The 14,247-nt window shown below is 67.7% G+C and carries 15 protein-coding genes; 13 read left to right on the top strand and 2 right to left on the bottom strand.

Features of this window, described 5'->3' with window-relative positions; genetic code table 11:
• Positions 1-172: 172 nt before the first annotated feature.
• The 5 genes from IG194_RS12135 to IG194_RS12155 all read left to right on the top strand — a co-directional run bounded on the left by IG194_RS12135 (position 173) and on the right by IG194_RS12155 (position 4,164).
• Entirely contained in the window at positions 173-931 is a 759-nt protein-coding gene (locus IG194_RS12135) for an SDR family NAD(P)-dependent oxidoreductase (RefSeq protein ID WP_043269825.1), read from the top strand.
• 142 nt (positions 932-1,073) lie between these two features.
• Positions 1,074-1,577 (top strand): acyl-CoA thioesterase, encoded by a 504-nt coding sequence (locus IG194_RS12140; RefSeq protein WP_009614849.1) that lies wholly within the window; start codon positions 1,074-1,076, stop codon positions 1,575-1,577.
• Positions 1,578-1,759: 182 nt separating this feature from the next.
• A complete protein-coding gene (gene ybaL, locus IG194_RS12145; RefSeq protein ID WP_043269829.1) occupies positions 1,760-3,454 on the top strand; it encodes a YbaL family putative K(+) efflux transporter in 1,695 nt (564 codons plus the stop codon).
• Positions 3,455-3,526: 72 nt separating this feature from the next.
• Positions 3,527-3,817 carry a nucleotidyltransferase family protein gene (locus tag IG194_RS12150; protein WP_058487812.1) on the top strand — a complete coding sequence of 97 codons (291 nt, stop codon included), beginning with the start codon at positions 3,527-3,529 and terminating at the stop codon, positions 3,815-3,817.
• The gene (locus IG194_RS12155; RefSeq protein WP_058487813.1) at positions 3,814-4,164 is read left to right on the top strand and encodes a DUF86 domain-containing protein; all 351 of its coding nucleotides are present in this window, start codon (positions 3,814-3,816) and stop codon (positions 4,162-4,164) included. The genes IG194_RS12150 and IG194_RS12155 overlap by 4 nt, the downstream gene beginning before the upstream one ends.
• Positions 4,165-4,175: 11 nt before the next feature.
• On the opposite strand, the gene pdxY is transcribed toward IG194_RS12155, so the two are convergent.
• The gene (pdxY, locus tag IG194_RS12160; RefSeq protein ID WP_058487814.1) at positions 4,176-5,045 is read right to left on the bottom strand and encodes a pyridoxal kinase PdxY; all 870 of its coding nucleotides are present in this window, start codon (positions 5,043-5,045) and stop codon (positions 4,176-4,178) included.
• A 124-nt stretch (positions 5,046-5,169) separates the two neighbouring features.
• Between pdxY and IG194_RS12165 the strand changes: the two genes are divergently transcribed.
• From IG194_RS12165 to IG194_RS12185, 6 genes are all read left to right on the top strand, one after another.
• Positions 5,170-5,631 carry a DUF3301 domain-containing protein gene (locus IG194_RS12165; RefSeq protein WP_058487815.1) on the top strand — a complete coding sequence of 154 codons (462 nt, stop codon included), beginning with the start codon at positions 5,170-5,172 and terminating at the stop codon, positions 5,629-5,631.
• Positions 5,632-5,980: 349 nt separating this feature from the next.
• On the top strand, positions 5,981-7,834 hold the full coding sequence (locus tag IG194_RS12170) for a PAAR domain-containing protein (protein WP_058487816.1): 1,854 nt from the start codon (positions 5,981-5,983) through the stop codon (positions 7,832-7,834).
• On the top strand, positions 7,827-8,480 hold the full coding sequence (locus IG194_RS12175) for a DUF2931 family protein (protein ID WP_058487817.1): 654 nt from the start codon (positions 7,827-7,829) through the stop codon (positions 8,478-8,480). The genes IG194_RS12170 and IG194_RS12175 overlap by 8 nt, the downstream gene beginning before the upstream one ends.
• 100 nt (positions 8,481-8,580) lie before the next feature.
• On the top strand, positions 8,581-9,234 hold the full coding sequence (locus tag IG194_RS12180; RefSeq protein ID WP_058487818.1) for a DUF2931 family protein: 654 nt from the start codon (positions 8,581-8,583) through the stop codon (positions 9,232-9,234).
• Positions 9,221-9,343: a hypothetical protein gene (locus IG194_RS33045; protein ID WP_256665661.1), complete on the top strand. Its 123-nt coding sequence runs from the start codon at positions 9,221-9,223 to the stop codon at positions 9,341-9,343. The genes IG194_RS12180 and IG194_RS33045 overlap by 14 nt, the downstream gene beginning before the upstream one ends.
• Positions 9,336-9,989, top strand: a complete 654-nt coding sequence (locus tag IG194_RS12185; RefSeq protein WP_064987653.1) for a DUF2931 family protein — start codon at positions 9,336-9,338, stop codon at positions 9,987-9,989. Before IG194_RS33045 ends, IG194_RS12185 begins: the two co-directional genes overlap by 8 nt.
• A gap of 87 nt (positions 9,990-10,076) precedes the next feature.
• On the opposite strand, the gene IG194_RS12190 is transcribed toward IG194_RS12185, so the two are convergent.
• A complete protein-coding gene (locus IG194_RS12190) occupies positions 10,077-10,955 on the bottom strand; it encodes an alpha/beta fold hydrolase (protein WP_058487819.1) in 879 nt (292 codons plus the stop codon).
• A 103-nt stretch (positions 10,956-11,058) separates the two neighbouring features.
• Here IG194_RS12190 and IG194_RS12195 point away from each other — a divergent pair, with 103 nt between their 5' ends.
• Both IG194_RS12195 and IG194_RS12200 read left to right on the top strand, forming a co-directional pair.
• A complete protein-coding gene (locus IG194_RS12195) occupies positions 11,059-12,816 on the top strand; it encodes an ATP-binding protein (protein WP_058487820.1) in 1,758 nt (585 codons plus the stop codon).
• Positions 12,813-14,147, top strand: a complete 1,335-nt coding sequence (locus IG194_RS12200; protein WP_009614830.1) for a sigma-54-dependent transcriptional regulator — start codon at positions 12,813-12,815, stop codon at positions 14,145-14,147. Before IG194_RS12195 ends, IG194_RS12200 begins: the two co-directional genes overlap by 4 nt.
• Positions 14,148-14,247: the final 100 nt, after the last annotated feature.

Consider the following 14,247-nt stretch of genomic DNA (forward strand, 5'->3'; position numbering starts at 1 on the left):
TACGAAAGCTCCAGCGGGATTTACGAAAAAATTACCCTGGCAAAGCGAAGATTCTGGTCTTTTCTTGGTCAGTAGAGACAGAGGGCCGCCCATGCGGCCCTCTTCCTTGCGGCGTGCCGCCACTGCCTGACGGCGCGCCGTTTCCCTATCAGGCAGGGAGATCACTCAGTCAATGAGCACACCCGTTGTTCTGATCACCGGGGCCGCCGGCGGCCTCGGCAAGGCCATCGCCAAGCGCTTCGCCCAGAGCCACTGGCGCATCGCCGCCACCGACGTCGACAAGAGCGGGCTGCACGCGCTCAACGCCCAGGTGCCGCTGGACGCCAGCGCCGTGGCCGACCTGCGCCGGGCGGACAACTGCCAGAGCCTGGTGGCGGACATCCTTGCCCGCACCGGCCGCCTGGACGCGCTGGTCAACGCCGCCGGGGTCTGGCGCGAGGGCCCGGTGGAGAACTTCAACGAGGACGACTTCGACCTGGTCCTGGGGGTCAACCTCAAGGCCGCGTTCTACATGTGCCAGGCCGCCACGCCCTACCTCAAGGACAACCGCGGCTGCATCGTGAACATCTCCAGCGACTCCGGGCGCCAGGCCTACCGCGGCTCGGCGGCCTACTGCGCGAGCAAGGCGGCGCTGACCATGCTCACCCGCACCCTGGCCCTGGAACTGGCCGCGGACGGCGTGCGCGTCAACGCCATCTCCCCGGCCGACATCGCCACGCCCATGCTCGACTACCAGGCCGAGCGCTACGGCCAGGGCAACCCCGCCGCCTACAAGCTCGGCCTGCTGCGGGATTATCCACAGGGCAAGGAAGCGCGCTTCATCCGCCCGGAAGAGGTCGCCGACCTGGTCTGGTACCTCTGCGGCCCGCAATCCGAAGCCATCACCGGCGCCGACCTGGCCATCGACTTCGGCCTCTCCGCCGGCCGCTGAGCCGCGCCGCGCGCCAATCGCCCGGCGATTGGCGCGCGCCCCTGTTCGCCGGGGCCAATGGGGGGTATAGAAAAGAGTGTGTCGCGGGGCTGGGCGCAGTGCGTCCAGTCTTGGCATCCCCCACCCGCCTTGCGAGAGCGATATGGAACCCGGTAACCACCAACTCAGCATGACCGTCCTGATGACCCCGGACATGGCCAACTTCTCCGGCAACGTCCACGGCGGCACCCTGCTCAAGTACCTCGACGAGGTCGCCTACGCCTGCGCCAGCCGCTACGCCGGCCATTACGTGGTGACCCTCTCGGTCGACCAGGTGATCTTCCGCGAGCCGATCCACGTCGGCGAACTGGTGACCTTCCTCGCCTCGGTCAACTACACCGGCCGCACCTCCATGGAGATCGGCGTGAAGGTGGTCACCGAGAACATCCGCGAGAAATCCGTGCGCCACACCAACAGCTGCTTCTTCACCATGGTGGCGCTGGACGACGAGCGCAAACCCACCGCCGTGCCGCCGCTGCAGCCGGTCACCCGGGAGGAGCGCCGGCGCTTCGCCCAGGCCCAGCAGCGTCGCCAGCTGCGCCAGGAACTTGAGCAGCGTTACCAGGCAATTCGTGAAGAATGGGACAAGGATGCCGACATTTCTTGACAAGATTTCTCAAGTGCCGCTGAAAAAGTCCGGCGCGTCAACAAGTTAACCTTGAGCGTCGGCAAGGCCGAAAGCCTCGCCAGCGCCTAGACTTGCCCAATCCGCGGGTTTGCCCCCGTGATCCACCTGCGAACCACCGCCCTCCCGGGGCGGCGGTTCCCTGCGTGCCCGGAGCCCAGACCATGCACCACACACCGCTACTGACCACCCTCGCCGTCGGCTTCGTGCTGGCCTTCATCCTCGGTGCCCTGGCCAACCGCCTGCGCATCTCGCCGCTGGTCGGCTACCTGCTGGCCGGCGTGCTGGCCGGGCCCTTCACCCCCGGCTACGTCGCCGACCAGGCGCTGTCGACGGAAATCGCCGAACTGGGGGTGATCCTGCTGATGTTCGGCGTCGGCCTGCACTTCTCGTTGAAAGACCTGCTCTCGGTGAAGGCCATCGCCATCCCCGGCGCGGTGGTGCAGATCGGCGTGGCCACCCTGCTCGGCATGGGCCTGGCCTGGATGATGGGCTGGCCGCTGGGCGGCGGCCTGGTGTTCGGCCTGGCGCTGTCGGTGGCCAGCACCGTGGTGCTGCTGCGCGCCCTGGAGCAACGCCAGCTGATCGACACCAAGCGCGGGCGCATCGCCATCGGCTGGCTGATCGTCGAAGACCTGGCCATGGTCCTCACCCTGGTGCTGCTGCCGGCGCTGGCCGGCACGCTTGGCGGCAAGGCCGAGGACGGCGCCAGCGGCGGCATCCTGCTGCCGATCCTGCTGACCCTGGGCAAGGTGGTGGCCTTCGTCGCGGTGATGATCCTCGGCGGCCGCCGCGTGGTGCCCTGGGCCCTGGAGAAGGTCGCGGCGACCGGCTCGCGCGAGCTGTTCACCCTCGCCGTGCTGGCCATCGCCCTGGGCATCGCCACCGGCTCGGCGGTGGTGTTCGGCGTGTCCTTCGCCCTCGGCGCCTTCTTCGCCGGGATGATCCTCAACGAATCCGAGCTCAGCCACGAGGCGGCGGAGAACTCGCTGCCCCTGCGCGACGCCTTCGCCGTGCTGTTCTTCGTCTCGGTGGGCATGCTGTTCAACCCGGCGATCCTGATCCAGGAGCCGCTGCCGGTGCTGGCCACCTTCCTGGTCATCGTCTTCGGCAAATCGGTGGCCGCCTACGTCATCGTGCGCCTGTTCGGCCACCCCAACAGCACCGCGCTGACCATCGCCGCCAGCCTGGCGCAGATCGGCGAGTTCTCCTTCATCCTGGTCGGCCTGGGCGTGACCCTCGAACTGCTGCCCGAGCAGGGCCGCGACCTGGTGCTGGCCGGCGCCATCCTGTCGATCCTGGTCAACCCGCTGCTGTTCATCGCCATCGAGCGCCTGCAGGCGCGCAAGGAAAGCGCCCAGCCCAGCGAGGCCCAGGCGCAGGACGAGGACCTGCCGCCGCCGGTGCGCGAGCACGAGCACGCCATCCTCATCGGCCACGGCCGCGTCGGCGAGCTGGTCAGCGCGCGCCTGCAGAAGGACGGCACGCCGCTGGTGGTGATCGAGGACAAGCGCGAGAAGGCCGCCGAACTGCGCGAGCGCGGCCTGAGCGTAGTGGTCGGCAACGCCGCCAACCCGGAAGTGCTGGCCCTGGCCAACATCACCACGGCGCGCTGGCTGCTGATCGCCATCCCCAACGGCTTCGAGGCCGGGCAGATCGCCAGCCGCGCCCGCGCGGCCAACCCCGAGCTGGACATCATCGCCCGCGCGCACTTCGACGCCGAGGTGGAATACCTGGAACAGAACGGCGCCAGCCTGGTGATCATGGGCGAACGCGAGATCGCCCAGGGCATGTACCAGCGCGTCGAGCAGCACGGCACCCCGGCGCCGCAGCCGGATGGGTTGCCGCAGTCGGCTTGAGGCCGGGGTGGCACTGGAGGTATACATCAACGAAGGTGCCATCCATGCGGCACGCCTGAATGGAGAAAGGCCATGAAGCCGTCGCTTGCACTCGAACAAAAGCGCCAGGTCGTCCGCGACCTGGCACGCCGCTATGGCACGCTCAACCCACGCGTATTCGGTTCGGTCCTGCAGGGCACCGACCAGGATGGCAGCGATCTTGACCTGTTGGTAGACGTGGCGCCCGGTACCACGCTATTCGATCTCGGCGGCCTGCAGGACGAACTGCAGGAAGTGCTGGGCGTAAGGGTCGACCTGCTGACACCCGGCGATATCCCAGTGAAATTTCGCGCCCAGTTGCTGAGCGAAGCCAGGCCGGTATGACGATCAACCGCCTGGAGGATTATCTGGAGCATATCCGCCAGGCGGCCAACGACGCCTGCACCTTCGTCGAAGGCATGGACAAAACGGCGTTCCTCGCCGACAAGCGTACCCAACAGGCGGTCATCATGAGCCTGGTGATCATCGGCGAAGCCGCCGCCAAGATCATGGACAACCATCCCGATTTCGTCGCCACCCAGTCCCAGGTGCCCTGGCGCAACATGAGGGGCATGCGCAACCGCCTGGCCCACGGTTATTTCGACATCGACCTCGGCCTGACCTGGGAAACCGTACGCAGCGCACTGCCCGCCCTGCTACAAACACTTCCTCACCTAGACGAAGAAACCTGACGCGCCGCTCCTCAGATCGCCTTCGCCTCGAAACGCACCCGCGGGTGCGCGATGCGGTCCTGGGCGCGCACCAGTTCCAGCTCGTAGCTGCCGCAGTGCTGGGTCTCCAGCAGCACTTCGTGCACCGCCGCGGCGGTGAATTCGAAGGCCGTGCAGGGCGCCTCGCCCAGCAGCAGGCGGGCCAGGAACAGGCCCGAGGTCAGGTCGCCGACGCCCACCGGCTGGCGCGGGAAGGCCAGCAGCGGGCGGCGCAGGTGCCAGGTGCCCTCGGCGCTGACCAGCAGCATCTCGAAGGCGTCCGACGGCTTGCCCGGGTAGTTCAGGTGCTTCACCAGCACCGCCTTGGGGCCGCGCGCCAGCAGGCTGCGCGCCATCTCCACGCAATCCTCCAGGGACTGCGGGCTGCGCTGGCAGAAGCTGTCCAGCTCCAGTTGGTTGGGGCACAGGTAGTCGGCCACCGCGGCGGCTTCCTGGAGCAGGAACTCGCCGACCTCCGGCGCCACTATGCAGCCCTTATCCGGATGGCCCATCACCGGGTCGCACAGGTAGATCGCCCGCGGGTTGGCCTCGCGGATGCGCGCCAGCGCCTCGAGGATCGCGCGGCCCTGGGCGGCGCTGCCCAGGTAGCCGGAAAGCACGGCGTCGCAGTTGCCCAGTTCGCCGATGGCGGCGATGCCCTCCACCAGCGCCGGAATCTGCTCCGGCGGCAGCACCTGACCGGTCCAGTGGCCATACTGGGTATGGTTGGAGAACTGCACGGTGTTCAGCGGCCAGACGTTCACCCCGACGCGGCGCATCGGGAACACGGCGGCGCTGTTGCCGGCATGGCCGAAGACGACGTGGGACTGGATGGCGAGGACGTGGGGAGTGCGCGACGACATGACGAATTCCTGCAACTGGATGTGTCAGTATGGGGCGCAAATCACCACCTGGGAACCGGCGGCTCTCGCCGCGTTCCTACAGACTCGGTAAGCTGGAGCGCCTCTTCCCGAGCGGAGCCTTGAAGTGACCTTGGGCAACCTTTTCGTATTCCTCCTGCTGGCCACGGCCGCCGCCTGGTGGTGGCGCGCCCACGGCATCCGCGAGCGCGCCCTGCAGCTGGCGCGCCAGCATTGCGCGCGGCAGGGGGTGGAGCTGCTCGACGAGAACGTCGCCCTGCGCCGCCTGCGCCTGCGCCGCGGCGCCAACGGCATGCTCTGCCTGGCCCGGGAATACGGCTTCGAGTTCACCGCCAGCGGCCAGGACCGCTACAACGGCAGCATCACCATGCTCGGCCAGCGCCCCGGCCCGATCGAACTGGAGCCTTTCCGCTTCCACCCCGAGCCCCACGAGGTGCGCGCGGTGGTGGAAATCGCCCAGGCCCTGCCGGCGCCCGCGGCCGAGCCACAGGCGCCACGGCACAAGGCCGAGGTGGTGCGATTGGACGAGTGGCGGCGCAACCACGCCGACAAGAAGGTCGGCGACTGAACCTGACCGCTCACAAGGCATAGCCTGCCCCTCAGGCAAGGGATAAGACGAAACCCAGCGGACAATGGGCGCGACTCGCTTGCCCCTCCATGAACATGCCCGCGGCTTGTGCGCCCTAGGTCAAGGTGCATAGAGAATTCGCCGTTTCCCATTCATAGCCAGGACCGTTCCGATTGCCCCTGCGCGCAGGGCCAACCCAAGGTCATCCCTCATCAAATAATGAAGAGGGATGACCCATGCTCGATACCCCCATTATCCCCATCCTCCAATGCTGGATCGACAAGCCTCGCACGGGCCTTCCAGCCGCCTCTCCGTCGACCAGCGTGCCATCTGGCAAGGAAGCCGCGTGATGGGCAGGCGCATGAATATCCACGGCAAGGGCGTGGGCCTGGCGGACGATATCACCTCCACCGGGGCGAAGTGCCTGGCCGGGCAGACCACCTTCACCAACCATGACCGAGCGGTGCTGCGGGTGGGCGACATGACCACGCCCTGCCCACGCTGCGGCGTGCCGGGCATCATCCAGCAGGGCGACCTGACCACCGAACACCTCGGCATGCTGGTCGCCGTCGATGGCTGTACCGTCGCCTGCGGCTGCCCGCCGGGCAGCCACTACCTGATCGCCCCGCTCGACGGAGGCTCGGGGGCCGCCGTTTCTGGCGTGATGGGCCTTGGCGCCGCCCTTGCCGTACCGCTGGCGGGCACCAAGCCAGCCGGTCCCGGCAACGAGCAGGGCGAGACGCTGGCCGAAGAAGAGGAGGAAGAGGAAGAACTCACCGGGATCGTCCTGCGCCTGGGCCTGTTCTTCGACGGCACCGGCAACAACCAGAGCAACAGCGAGGCCGCCGCCGAGTGCCGCGCCATCAACGTGGGGCTGTCGCAGGAGGCGGCAGAGGATATCCGCCAGCACTGTGCCGCCTATGGTTTCGACGGTAGCGGCGCCACGCCGGATAACAGCTATGGCAATGATGTGAGCAATGTGGCGCGGCTATATGACCTCTATCCAGACCAGGCGGATGAGCATCTGCCACCTGAATCCGACATGGCTCATCTGAAGGTCTACCTCGAAGGCGTCGGCACCAGCGCCGGCCAGCAGGACTCGCCGTTCAGCCAGGGGACCGGCCGTGGCAGCACGGGAGTGCTTGCGCGGGTGAAGCAGATGCCGGCACTGGCCTTGGAACAGTTGCGTCGTTTACGGCAGGCCAATCCCGATCTGAAAATCCGACGTATCGAAATCGATCTGTTCGGCTTCAGCCGCGGGGCCGCTGCCGCGCGGCATTGCGCCAATGATCTGCTCAAGGGCGCGGACAGCCTGCTGGCCAAGGCCATACCGCCAGGAACGGAGGGCTTGGCCGAGAGCTTCGCCTGGCGTCACCGCACGGACTTCTCCCTGGGCTTCATCGGCCTGTTCGACACCGTGGCCGCGGTGGTGGCGCCCTGGCGTGGCGATTTCAGCCCGCACGATGGGCGCAATGCCGACCTGGAGCTGGGCCTGGCCCCCGGCTGCGCCCGCCAGGTGGTGCAACTGGTGGCCGCCAACGAGTACCGCCACAACTTCTCCCTGACCCGCACCGACAACGACATCCGCCTGCCCGGCGCCCACTCGGACATCGGTGGCGGCTACCTGCCCCTGGCCACGGAAAAGGTCTTCCTCAGCCCGCCGGAAAGCAACCAGGTCAGCCTGGGCACCGCCAACGAATGGACCCAGGCCTACCTGCGCACGCGTCAGACGCTGGAGCGCCGCCTGCCGGCCTGGCAACCCTATGCGCAACGCATCGGCATCGAGACCTGGGAGGTCCGGCTGCCCTTCAACAAGAAGCACGACCATTACCCGGAAAAACGTGTCTACGCCGCGGTGCGCAGCGAGCGCCAGGTGCGTGGGGAACTGTCGCGGGTGTACCTGCGCATCATGCGGGAACTGGCGGTACGGGCTGGGGTGGCGTTCAACGTGATTCAAGATCGCGATCCCGCACTGGCACTGCCTGACGAACTACAACCCATCGCCACCAAGCTGCTGGCCTATGCCCTGGGCGAATCCTTCCCTGGCTTGAGCGAGGAGGAAGTCGCCCTGTTGCAGCACCGCTACATCCACCTCTCTGCCCACTGGAATGCGGCCAAGGGCAAGCACGAGAGCGAACTGGAAGTGATGTTCATCAACCGCCCCGCCAAGGGCGGCAAGCGCGCGGAGTATCCCAATGAATAGGCTGAACCCCCTGCTGGTAGTCGCCCTGGTCTGGCTGCTGAGCGGCTGCGCCACGGGCGCCAATGGCCTGCCCTACGACGCCTGGCGCCTGGGCTTCCTGGCGCCCAACTACATGGAGGTATGGATCGAGACCGCCGATGCGGTGGACGTGCATGACCGGGTATTCCGCCGTGCCATGAGCGGCGTGGCGGCGATCCAGACGCCAAAGAACCTCAAGGGCGATCCCCGTGGCTGGCCGGAACGCCCGAGTTGGGGGGCCGGTAAGCATGTCCGCGGTGCAGCCCTGCCGCGCTTGATCTACGTGCGCTGGCAATCGCTGGTGGAGCCGCAGACCTACGAGGCCTATATCGTGATTCCCGAAGCCACCCAGCGGGCCATGGTCAAGAGCGAAAAGGCCTTTTGCAGGTTCGATGAAAAGTGGATTACCGACTACCGCAAAGGCCTGACCATCGGCCTGGCGCCCGGCGGCATCGCCAAGGTCTGGATCATGGGACCTTGCCTGGATCCCATCGAGGTCACGCGGGTGCAGGGGGAAGTGGTGAAGAAGGGGCCTTATGGTGGGCAATCAGATGGGCACTATTACCCATTAAGCGATATCTCCAAGGCCTACATCGAAAAGTACGGCATCCCCTATGGCTCCTGGTGAGGGTTCTTCGATGGCCGTGGCCCAGGGCAAGCACGCAGCAAATGGGAAGCGATGTTCATCAACCGCTCCGCCGAGGGCGGCAAGCGCGCGGAGTATCCCAATGAATAGGCTCAAACCCCTGCTGGTACTCACTCTGGCCTGGCTGCTGAGCGGCTGCGCCACGGGCGCCAATGGCCTGCCCTACGACGCCTGGCGCCTGGGCTTCCTGGCGCCCAACTACATGGAGGTATGGATCGAGACCGCCGATGCGGTGGACGTGCATGACCGCGTGTTCCGCCGTGCCATGAGCGGGGTGGCGGCGATCCAGACGCCAAAGAACCTCAAGGGCGATCCCCGTGGCTGGCCGGAACGCCCGAGTTGGGGGGCCGGTAAGCATGTCCGCGGTGCAGCCCTGCCGCGGTTGATCTACGTGCGCTGGCAATCGTTGGTGGAGCCGCAGACCTACGAGGCCTATATCGTGATTCCCGAAGCCACCCGGCGGGCCATGGTCAAGGGGGAGAAGGCCTATTGCCCTGCCACGGGAAAATGGCGAACGGACTATCGCGAAGGCCTGACCATCGGCCTGGCGCCCGGCGGCATCGCCAAGGTCTGGATCATGGGACCTTGCCTGGATCCCATCGAGGTCACGCGGGTACAGGGGACGGTGGTGAAGAAAGGTCCCTATGACGGCACCTCAGAAGGACGGCATCGCCCCCTCTCCAATACAGCCAGAACCTACATCGAAAAATATGGCATCCCCTATGGCTCCTGGTGAGTTTTCCTCGACTGCCGTGGCCAAGGGCAAGCACGAGAGCGAACTGGACGCGATGTTCATCAACCGCCCCGCCAAGGGCGGCAAGCGCGCGGAGTATCCCAATGAATAGGCTGAAACCCCTGCTGGTAGTCGCCCTGGCCTGGCTGCTGAGCGGCTGCGCCACGGGCGCCAATGGCCTGCCCTACGACGCCTGGCGCCTGGGCTTTCTGGCGCCCAACTACATGGAGGTATGGATCGAGACCGCCGATGCGGTGGACGTGCATGACCGCGTGTTCCGTCGTGCCATGAGCGGCGTGGCGGCGATCCAGACGCCAAAGAACCTCAAGGGCGATCCCCGTGGCTGGCCGGAACGCCCGAGTTGGGGGGCCGGTAAGCATGTCCGCGGTGCAGCCCTGCCGCGCTTGATCTACGTGCGCTGGCAATCGCTGGCGGAGCCGCAGACCTACGAGGCCTATATCGTGATACCCGAAGCCACCCAGCGGGCCATGGTCAAGAGCGAAAAGGCCTTTTGCAGGTTCGATGAAAAGTGGATTACCGACTACCGCAAAGGCCTGACCATCGGCCTGGCGCCCGGCGGCATCGCCAAGGTCTGGATCATGGGACCTTGCCTGGATCCCATCGAGGTCACGCGGGTACAGGGGACGGTGGTGAAGAAAGGTCCCTATGACGGCACCTCAGAAGGACGGCATCGCCCCCTCTCCAATACAGCCAGAACCTACATCGAAAAATACGGCATCCCCTACGGCTCCTGGTGAGGGTTCTTCGATGGCCGTGGCCAAGGGCTAGTACGAGAGTGAATTGGAAGTTCGGAAGCGGTTTCCGTGCCCTGACTGATTCCCGCACTACTCGTGCCCGAGCAGGAAGCGCGCCACCCGCTCGGCGCTGTCCTGGGGGTATTCCTGCATGAAGCAATGCCCGCCGGTGACGTTCTGCCCGCCGACGTGGGTGTTCTGCGCGCACCAGCGGGCCACTGCCTTGGGCACGAAGGGGTAGGTCCGCTCGCCGAACAGCACCAGGGTCGGGGTGCCCACTTTCGCCAGCGACGGCCACAGGCGCTTGGGGAAGGAGCTGAAGATTTCCGCCTCGCGGCTCGGCCGGCATTTCAACTCGACGCCGTCGTCCACCGCCTTGATGGCGTTCTCCACGTAGGCCCATAGCGCCTCGTCGGTCCAGCCCTTGAAGATGCCGCGGCCGTGCAGGCCGGCATAGGCGGCGGCGCGGTCCGGCCACTGGCTGCGCCGCGCCCTGGCCTTCTGCGCCATGGCCCGGCGCTCATGCAGGCCGAGCACCTCGGACAGCGCCATCACGCCGATCATCGCCGGGGTGAACAGCACCGGGTCGAGCAGCGCCGCGCGTTCGAACAGCTGCGGATGGCGCGCCAGGATCAGGCTGCTGAGCACGCCGCCGAAGCTGTGCCCGCAGGCGTAGCGCGGCACCTCGCCGTAGACCGCGCGGCCGGCCTCGAAGGCCTCCACGGCCATCTCGGCGTTGCGGTTCCAGCCATGGAAGCGCCCGCCGTGGTCGCTGTCGCCGTGGCCCTGGACGTCGCACAGCCAGAGGTCGAAGTCCCGCGCCAGGTGCTTGAGCATCGGCTCGTAGGCCCGCCCGCAGAAACCATTGCCATGCAGGAAGTGCAGCAACGGCTTGCCGCTGGGCTCGCTGCGCCAGCCGCGCAGGGTGAAGCCGGCGGAACAGGAATGGGACCAGGCGATCAACTGCATCGGACGTTCTCCTCGAGGGTCGCGCAGTGTAGCGACCCGCGGCCGCGCCGGACCAGTGCCCGGACGTGCTATGGTCGCGCTCCGCCCACCCGCACCGAGCGCCATGAGCCCGACCCGTCCCCTGCGCCTGATCCTCGCCAGCCTACTGGTGCTGGCCGGCCTGCTGCTGTCGGTGTACTGGGCCGGGGAAAAGGCGCGGCACCGCTCGCTGCTCGCCGAGGCCGAGGCCGCCCACGAACAGTTGGGGCTGTACGTCAGCTCCCTGCGCACCCTGCTGGAACGCTACCGCAGTCTGCCGGCGGTGCTGGCCCTGGACCCGGAACTGCGCCAGGCCCTGGCCGGCCCGATCACGGGCGAGCTGCAGCAGGCGCTGAACCTCAAGCTGGAGCGGATCAACGCCGCGGCGCGCTCCTCCACCCTGGAACTGCTTGACCGCGACGGCCTGGCGGTGGCTGCCAGCAACTGGCGCCTGCCGACCAGCTACGTCGGCCACAACTATGCCTTCCGCCCCTACTTCCGCCAGACCATCGCCCAGGGCACCGGGCGCTTCTACGCGGTGGGCGTGACCACCGGCATCCCCGGCTACTTCCTGGCCAACGCGGTGCGCGACGAGGCCGGGCGCTTCCTCGGCGCCATCGTGGTCAAGCTGGAATTCCCCGACCTGGAACAGCAGTGGAGCCAGACCCCCGACCTGGTGCTGGTCAGCGACACCAAGGGCATCGTCTTCCTCGCCAACCACCCCGGCTGGCGCTACCGCGAATTGCAGCCGCTGGACACCTTCGCCCGCCTGGAACTGGCGCAGACCCGCCAGTACGACCGCCAACCGCTGAGCCCGCTGCGGCACCGCACCCTGCAGCCGCTGGGCGAGGACAGCCGCCTGGTGCGCGTCGGCGCCAAGGACGACGAAACCGACTACCTCTGGCAATCCCTGAGCCTGCCCGACGACGACTGGACCCTGCACCTGCTGCGCGACGCCCGCGGCGTGCAGAGCGACGTCGCCACCGCGCGCCTGGCCGCCGCCGGGGCCTGGCTGGCGCTGGTGTTCCTGGCCCTGCTGCTGCAACAGCGCTGGCGCATCGCCCGCCTGCGCCAGCGCAGCCGCGAGGAACTGGAGCAGTTGGTGGAACAACGCACCGCCGCCCTGAAAACCGCCCAGGACGGCCTGGTGCAGGCCGCCAAGCTGGCGGCCCTGGGGCAGATGTCGGCGGCCCTGGCCCACGAGATCAACCAGCCGCTGACCGCCCTGCGCATGCACCTGGCCAGCGTGCGCCTGCTGCTGGACGCCGGGCGCAGCGACGAGGCCCGCGCCGCCCTGGCGCGCCTGGACGAGTTGCTGGAGCGCATGGCCGCGCTGACCGGCCACCTGAAGACCTTCGCCCGCAAGACCCCCGGCGGCCTGCGCGAACGCATCGAACTGGGCCACGTGCTGGACCAGGCCCTGCAATTGCTGGCGCCGCGCATCCGCGCCGAGCAGGTGGAGGTCAGCCAGGTGCTCAGCGTGCCGGCCTGGGTGCTGGGCGACGCCATCCGCCTGGAGCAGGTGCTGCTCAACCTGCTGCGCAACGCCCTGGACGCGGTGGGCGGCATCGAGCGCCCGCACATCGGGGTGGCGCTGCGTCGCGAGGACCCGTACTGGATTCTGGAAGTCGCCGACAACGGCGCGGGCATCGCCGCCGAGCACCTGGGCAACGTCTTCGACCCCTTCTTCACCACCAAGCCGGTGGGCGAGGGACTCGGCCTGGGACTGGCGGTATCCTACGGCATCGTCCACGAACTCGGCGGCCGCCTGGAGGCCGCCAACCGTCCCGAAGGCGGCGCGCTGTTCCGCCTGGTGCTGCCCGCCGCGAGCGAAGAGACATGACCGAACACGTGATTTTCGTCGATGACGAAGCCGCCATCCGCGAAGCCGTGCAGCAGTGGCTGCAGCTGTCCGGCTTCACGGTGCGCCTGTGCAAGAGCGCCGAGGAGTGCCTGAAGAACCTGGAGCGCGGCTTCGCCGGCGTGGTGATCAGCGACGTGCGCATGCCCGGCACGGACGGCCTGGCCCTGCTCGAACGCCTGCAGCAGCTGGACCGCGACCTGCCGGTGATCATGGTCACCGGCCACGGCGACGTGCCCATGGCGGTGCAGGCCATGCGCGACGGCGCCTACGACTTCATCGAGAAGCCCTTCACCCCCGAGCGCCTGCTGGACAGCCTGCGCCGCGCCCTGGAAAAGCGCCGCCTGGTGCTGGAGAACCGCCAGTTGCGCGAACAGGCCACGCTCAAGGACCAGGTGGAGTCGCGCCTGCTCGGCGTGTCGAAGCCGATGGAGGCCCTGCGCCGCCAGGTGCTGGCCCTGGCCGGCACCCCGGTGAACGTGCTGATCCGCGGCGAGACCGGCGCCGGCAAGGAACTGGTCGCCCGCTGCCTGCACGACTTCGGCCCGCGCGCGGACAAGCCCTTCGTCGCGCTGAACTGCGCAGCCATCCCCGAGCAGCTGTTCGAAAGCGAGCTGTTCGGCCACGAGAGCGGCGCCTTCACCGGCGCCCAGGGCAAGCGCATCGGCAAGCTGGAGCACGCCAACGGCGGCAGCCTGTTCCTCGACGAGATCGAAAGCATGCCGCTGGCCCAGCAGGTCAAGCTGCTGCGCGTGCTGCAGGAGCAGCAGTTGGAGCGCCTGGGCTCGAACCAGAGCATCCGCGTCGACCTGCGGGTGATCGCCGCGACCAAGCCGGACCTGCTGGAAGAGGCCCGCGCCGGGCGCTTCCGCGAGGACCTGGTGTACCGCCTGAACGTCGCCGAACTGCGCCTGCCGCCGCTGCGCGAAAGGCGCGAGGACATCCCGCTGCTGTTCGAGCACTTCGCCCAGTTGGCCAGCGAGAAGCTCGGCCGCGAAGCGCCGCCGCTCTCCACCGCCGAACTGGCGCGGTTATTGGCCCACGACTGGCCGGGCAACGTGCGCGAACTGGCCAACGCCGCCGAGCGCCACGTGCTCGGCCTGGACCGCGCGGCGCAACTGGAAGCGCCGGCCGGCAGCGGCCTGTTCGAACGCATGGAAGCCTACGAGGCCGAATGCATCCGCCAGGCCCTGAGCCAGTGCAAGGGCGACATCAAGGCGGTGATGGAACTGCTCGGCCTGCCGCGCCGCACCCTCAACGAGAAGATGCAGCGGCATGGGTTGAGCCGGGGGGATTATCTCGGAGAAGGCTGAGTCGCCTCCTCCAGGCGCTTGGCCAGGTACCCGCGCGAGATGCTCCCTGCCCCCCACCAGAGCAGCAGCAATGCGACGGCGGCTCCGAACAGAGCCAGCA

The sequence above is a fragment of the Pseudomonas sp. ADPe genome, assembly GCF_014843515.1.
Lineage (GTDB): Bacteria > Pseudomonadota > Gammaproteobacteria > Pseudomonadales > Pseudomonadaceae > Pseudomonas > Pseudomonas citronellolis.

What these genes read in the sequence shown, in the direction of transcription:
- IG194_RS12190 (WP_058487819.1), bottom strand. Translation starts at nt 10,955, where the DNA reads ATGCAGTTGATCGCCTGGTCCCATTCCTGTTCCGCCGGCTTCACCCTG.
- IG194_RS12180 (WP_058487818.1), top strand. Translation starts at nt 8,581, where the DNA reads ATGAATAGGCTCAAACCCCTGCTGGTACTCACTCTGGCCTGGCTGCTG.
- IG194_RS33045 (WP_256665661.1), top strand. Translation starts at nt 9,221, where the DNA reads ATGGCTCCTGGTGAGTTTTCCTCGACTGCCGTGGCCAAGGGCAAGCAC.
- IG194_RS12170 (WP_058487816.1), top strand. Translation starts at nt 5,981, where the DNA reads ATGGGCAGGCGCATGAATATCCACGGCAAGGGCGTGGGCCTGGCGGAC.
- IG194_RS12195 (WP_058487820.1), top strand. Translation starts at nt 11,059, where the DNA reads ATGAGCCCGACCCGTCCCCTGCGCCTGATCCTCGCCAGCCTACTGGTG.
- IG194_RS12150 (WP_058487812.1), top strand. Translation starts at nt 3,527, where the DNA reads ATGAAGCCGTCGCTTGCACTCGAACAAAAGCGCCAGGTCGTCCGCGAC.
- ybaL (WP_043269829.1), top strand. Translation starts at nt 1,760, where the DNA reads ATGCACCACACACCGCTACTGACCACCCTCGCCGTCGGCTTCGTGCTG.
- IG194_RS12140 (WP_009614849.1), top strand. Translation starts at nt 1,074, where the DNA reads ATGGAACCCGGTAACCACCAACTCAGCATGACCGTCCTGATGACCCCG.
- IG194_RS12155 (WP_058487813.1), top strand. Translation starts at nt 3,814, where the DNA reads ATGACGATCAACCGCCTGGAGGATTATCTGGAGCATATCCGCCAGGCG.
- IG194_RS12175 (WP_058487817.1), top strand. Translation starts at nt 7,827, where the DNA reads ATGAATAGGCTGAACCCCCTGCTGGTAGTCGCCCTGGTCTGGCTGCTG.
- IG194_RS12135 (WP_043269825.1), top strand. Translation starts at nt 173, where the DNA reads ATGAGCACACCCGTTGTTCTGATCACCGGGGCCGCCGGCGGCCTCGGC.
- IG194_RS12200 (WP_009614830.1), top strand. Translation starts at nt 12,813, where the DNA reads ATGACCGAACACGTGATTTTCGTCGATGACGAAGCCGCCATCCGCGAA.
- IG194_RS12185 (WP_064987653.1), top strand. Translation starts at nt 9,336, where the DNA reads ATGAATAGGCTGAAACCCCTGCTGGTAGTCGCCCTGGCCTGGCTGCTG.
- pdxY (WP_058487814.1), bottom strand. Translation starts at nt 5,045, where the DNA reads ATGTCGTCGCGCACTCCCCACGTCCTCGCCATCCAGTCCCACGTCGTC.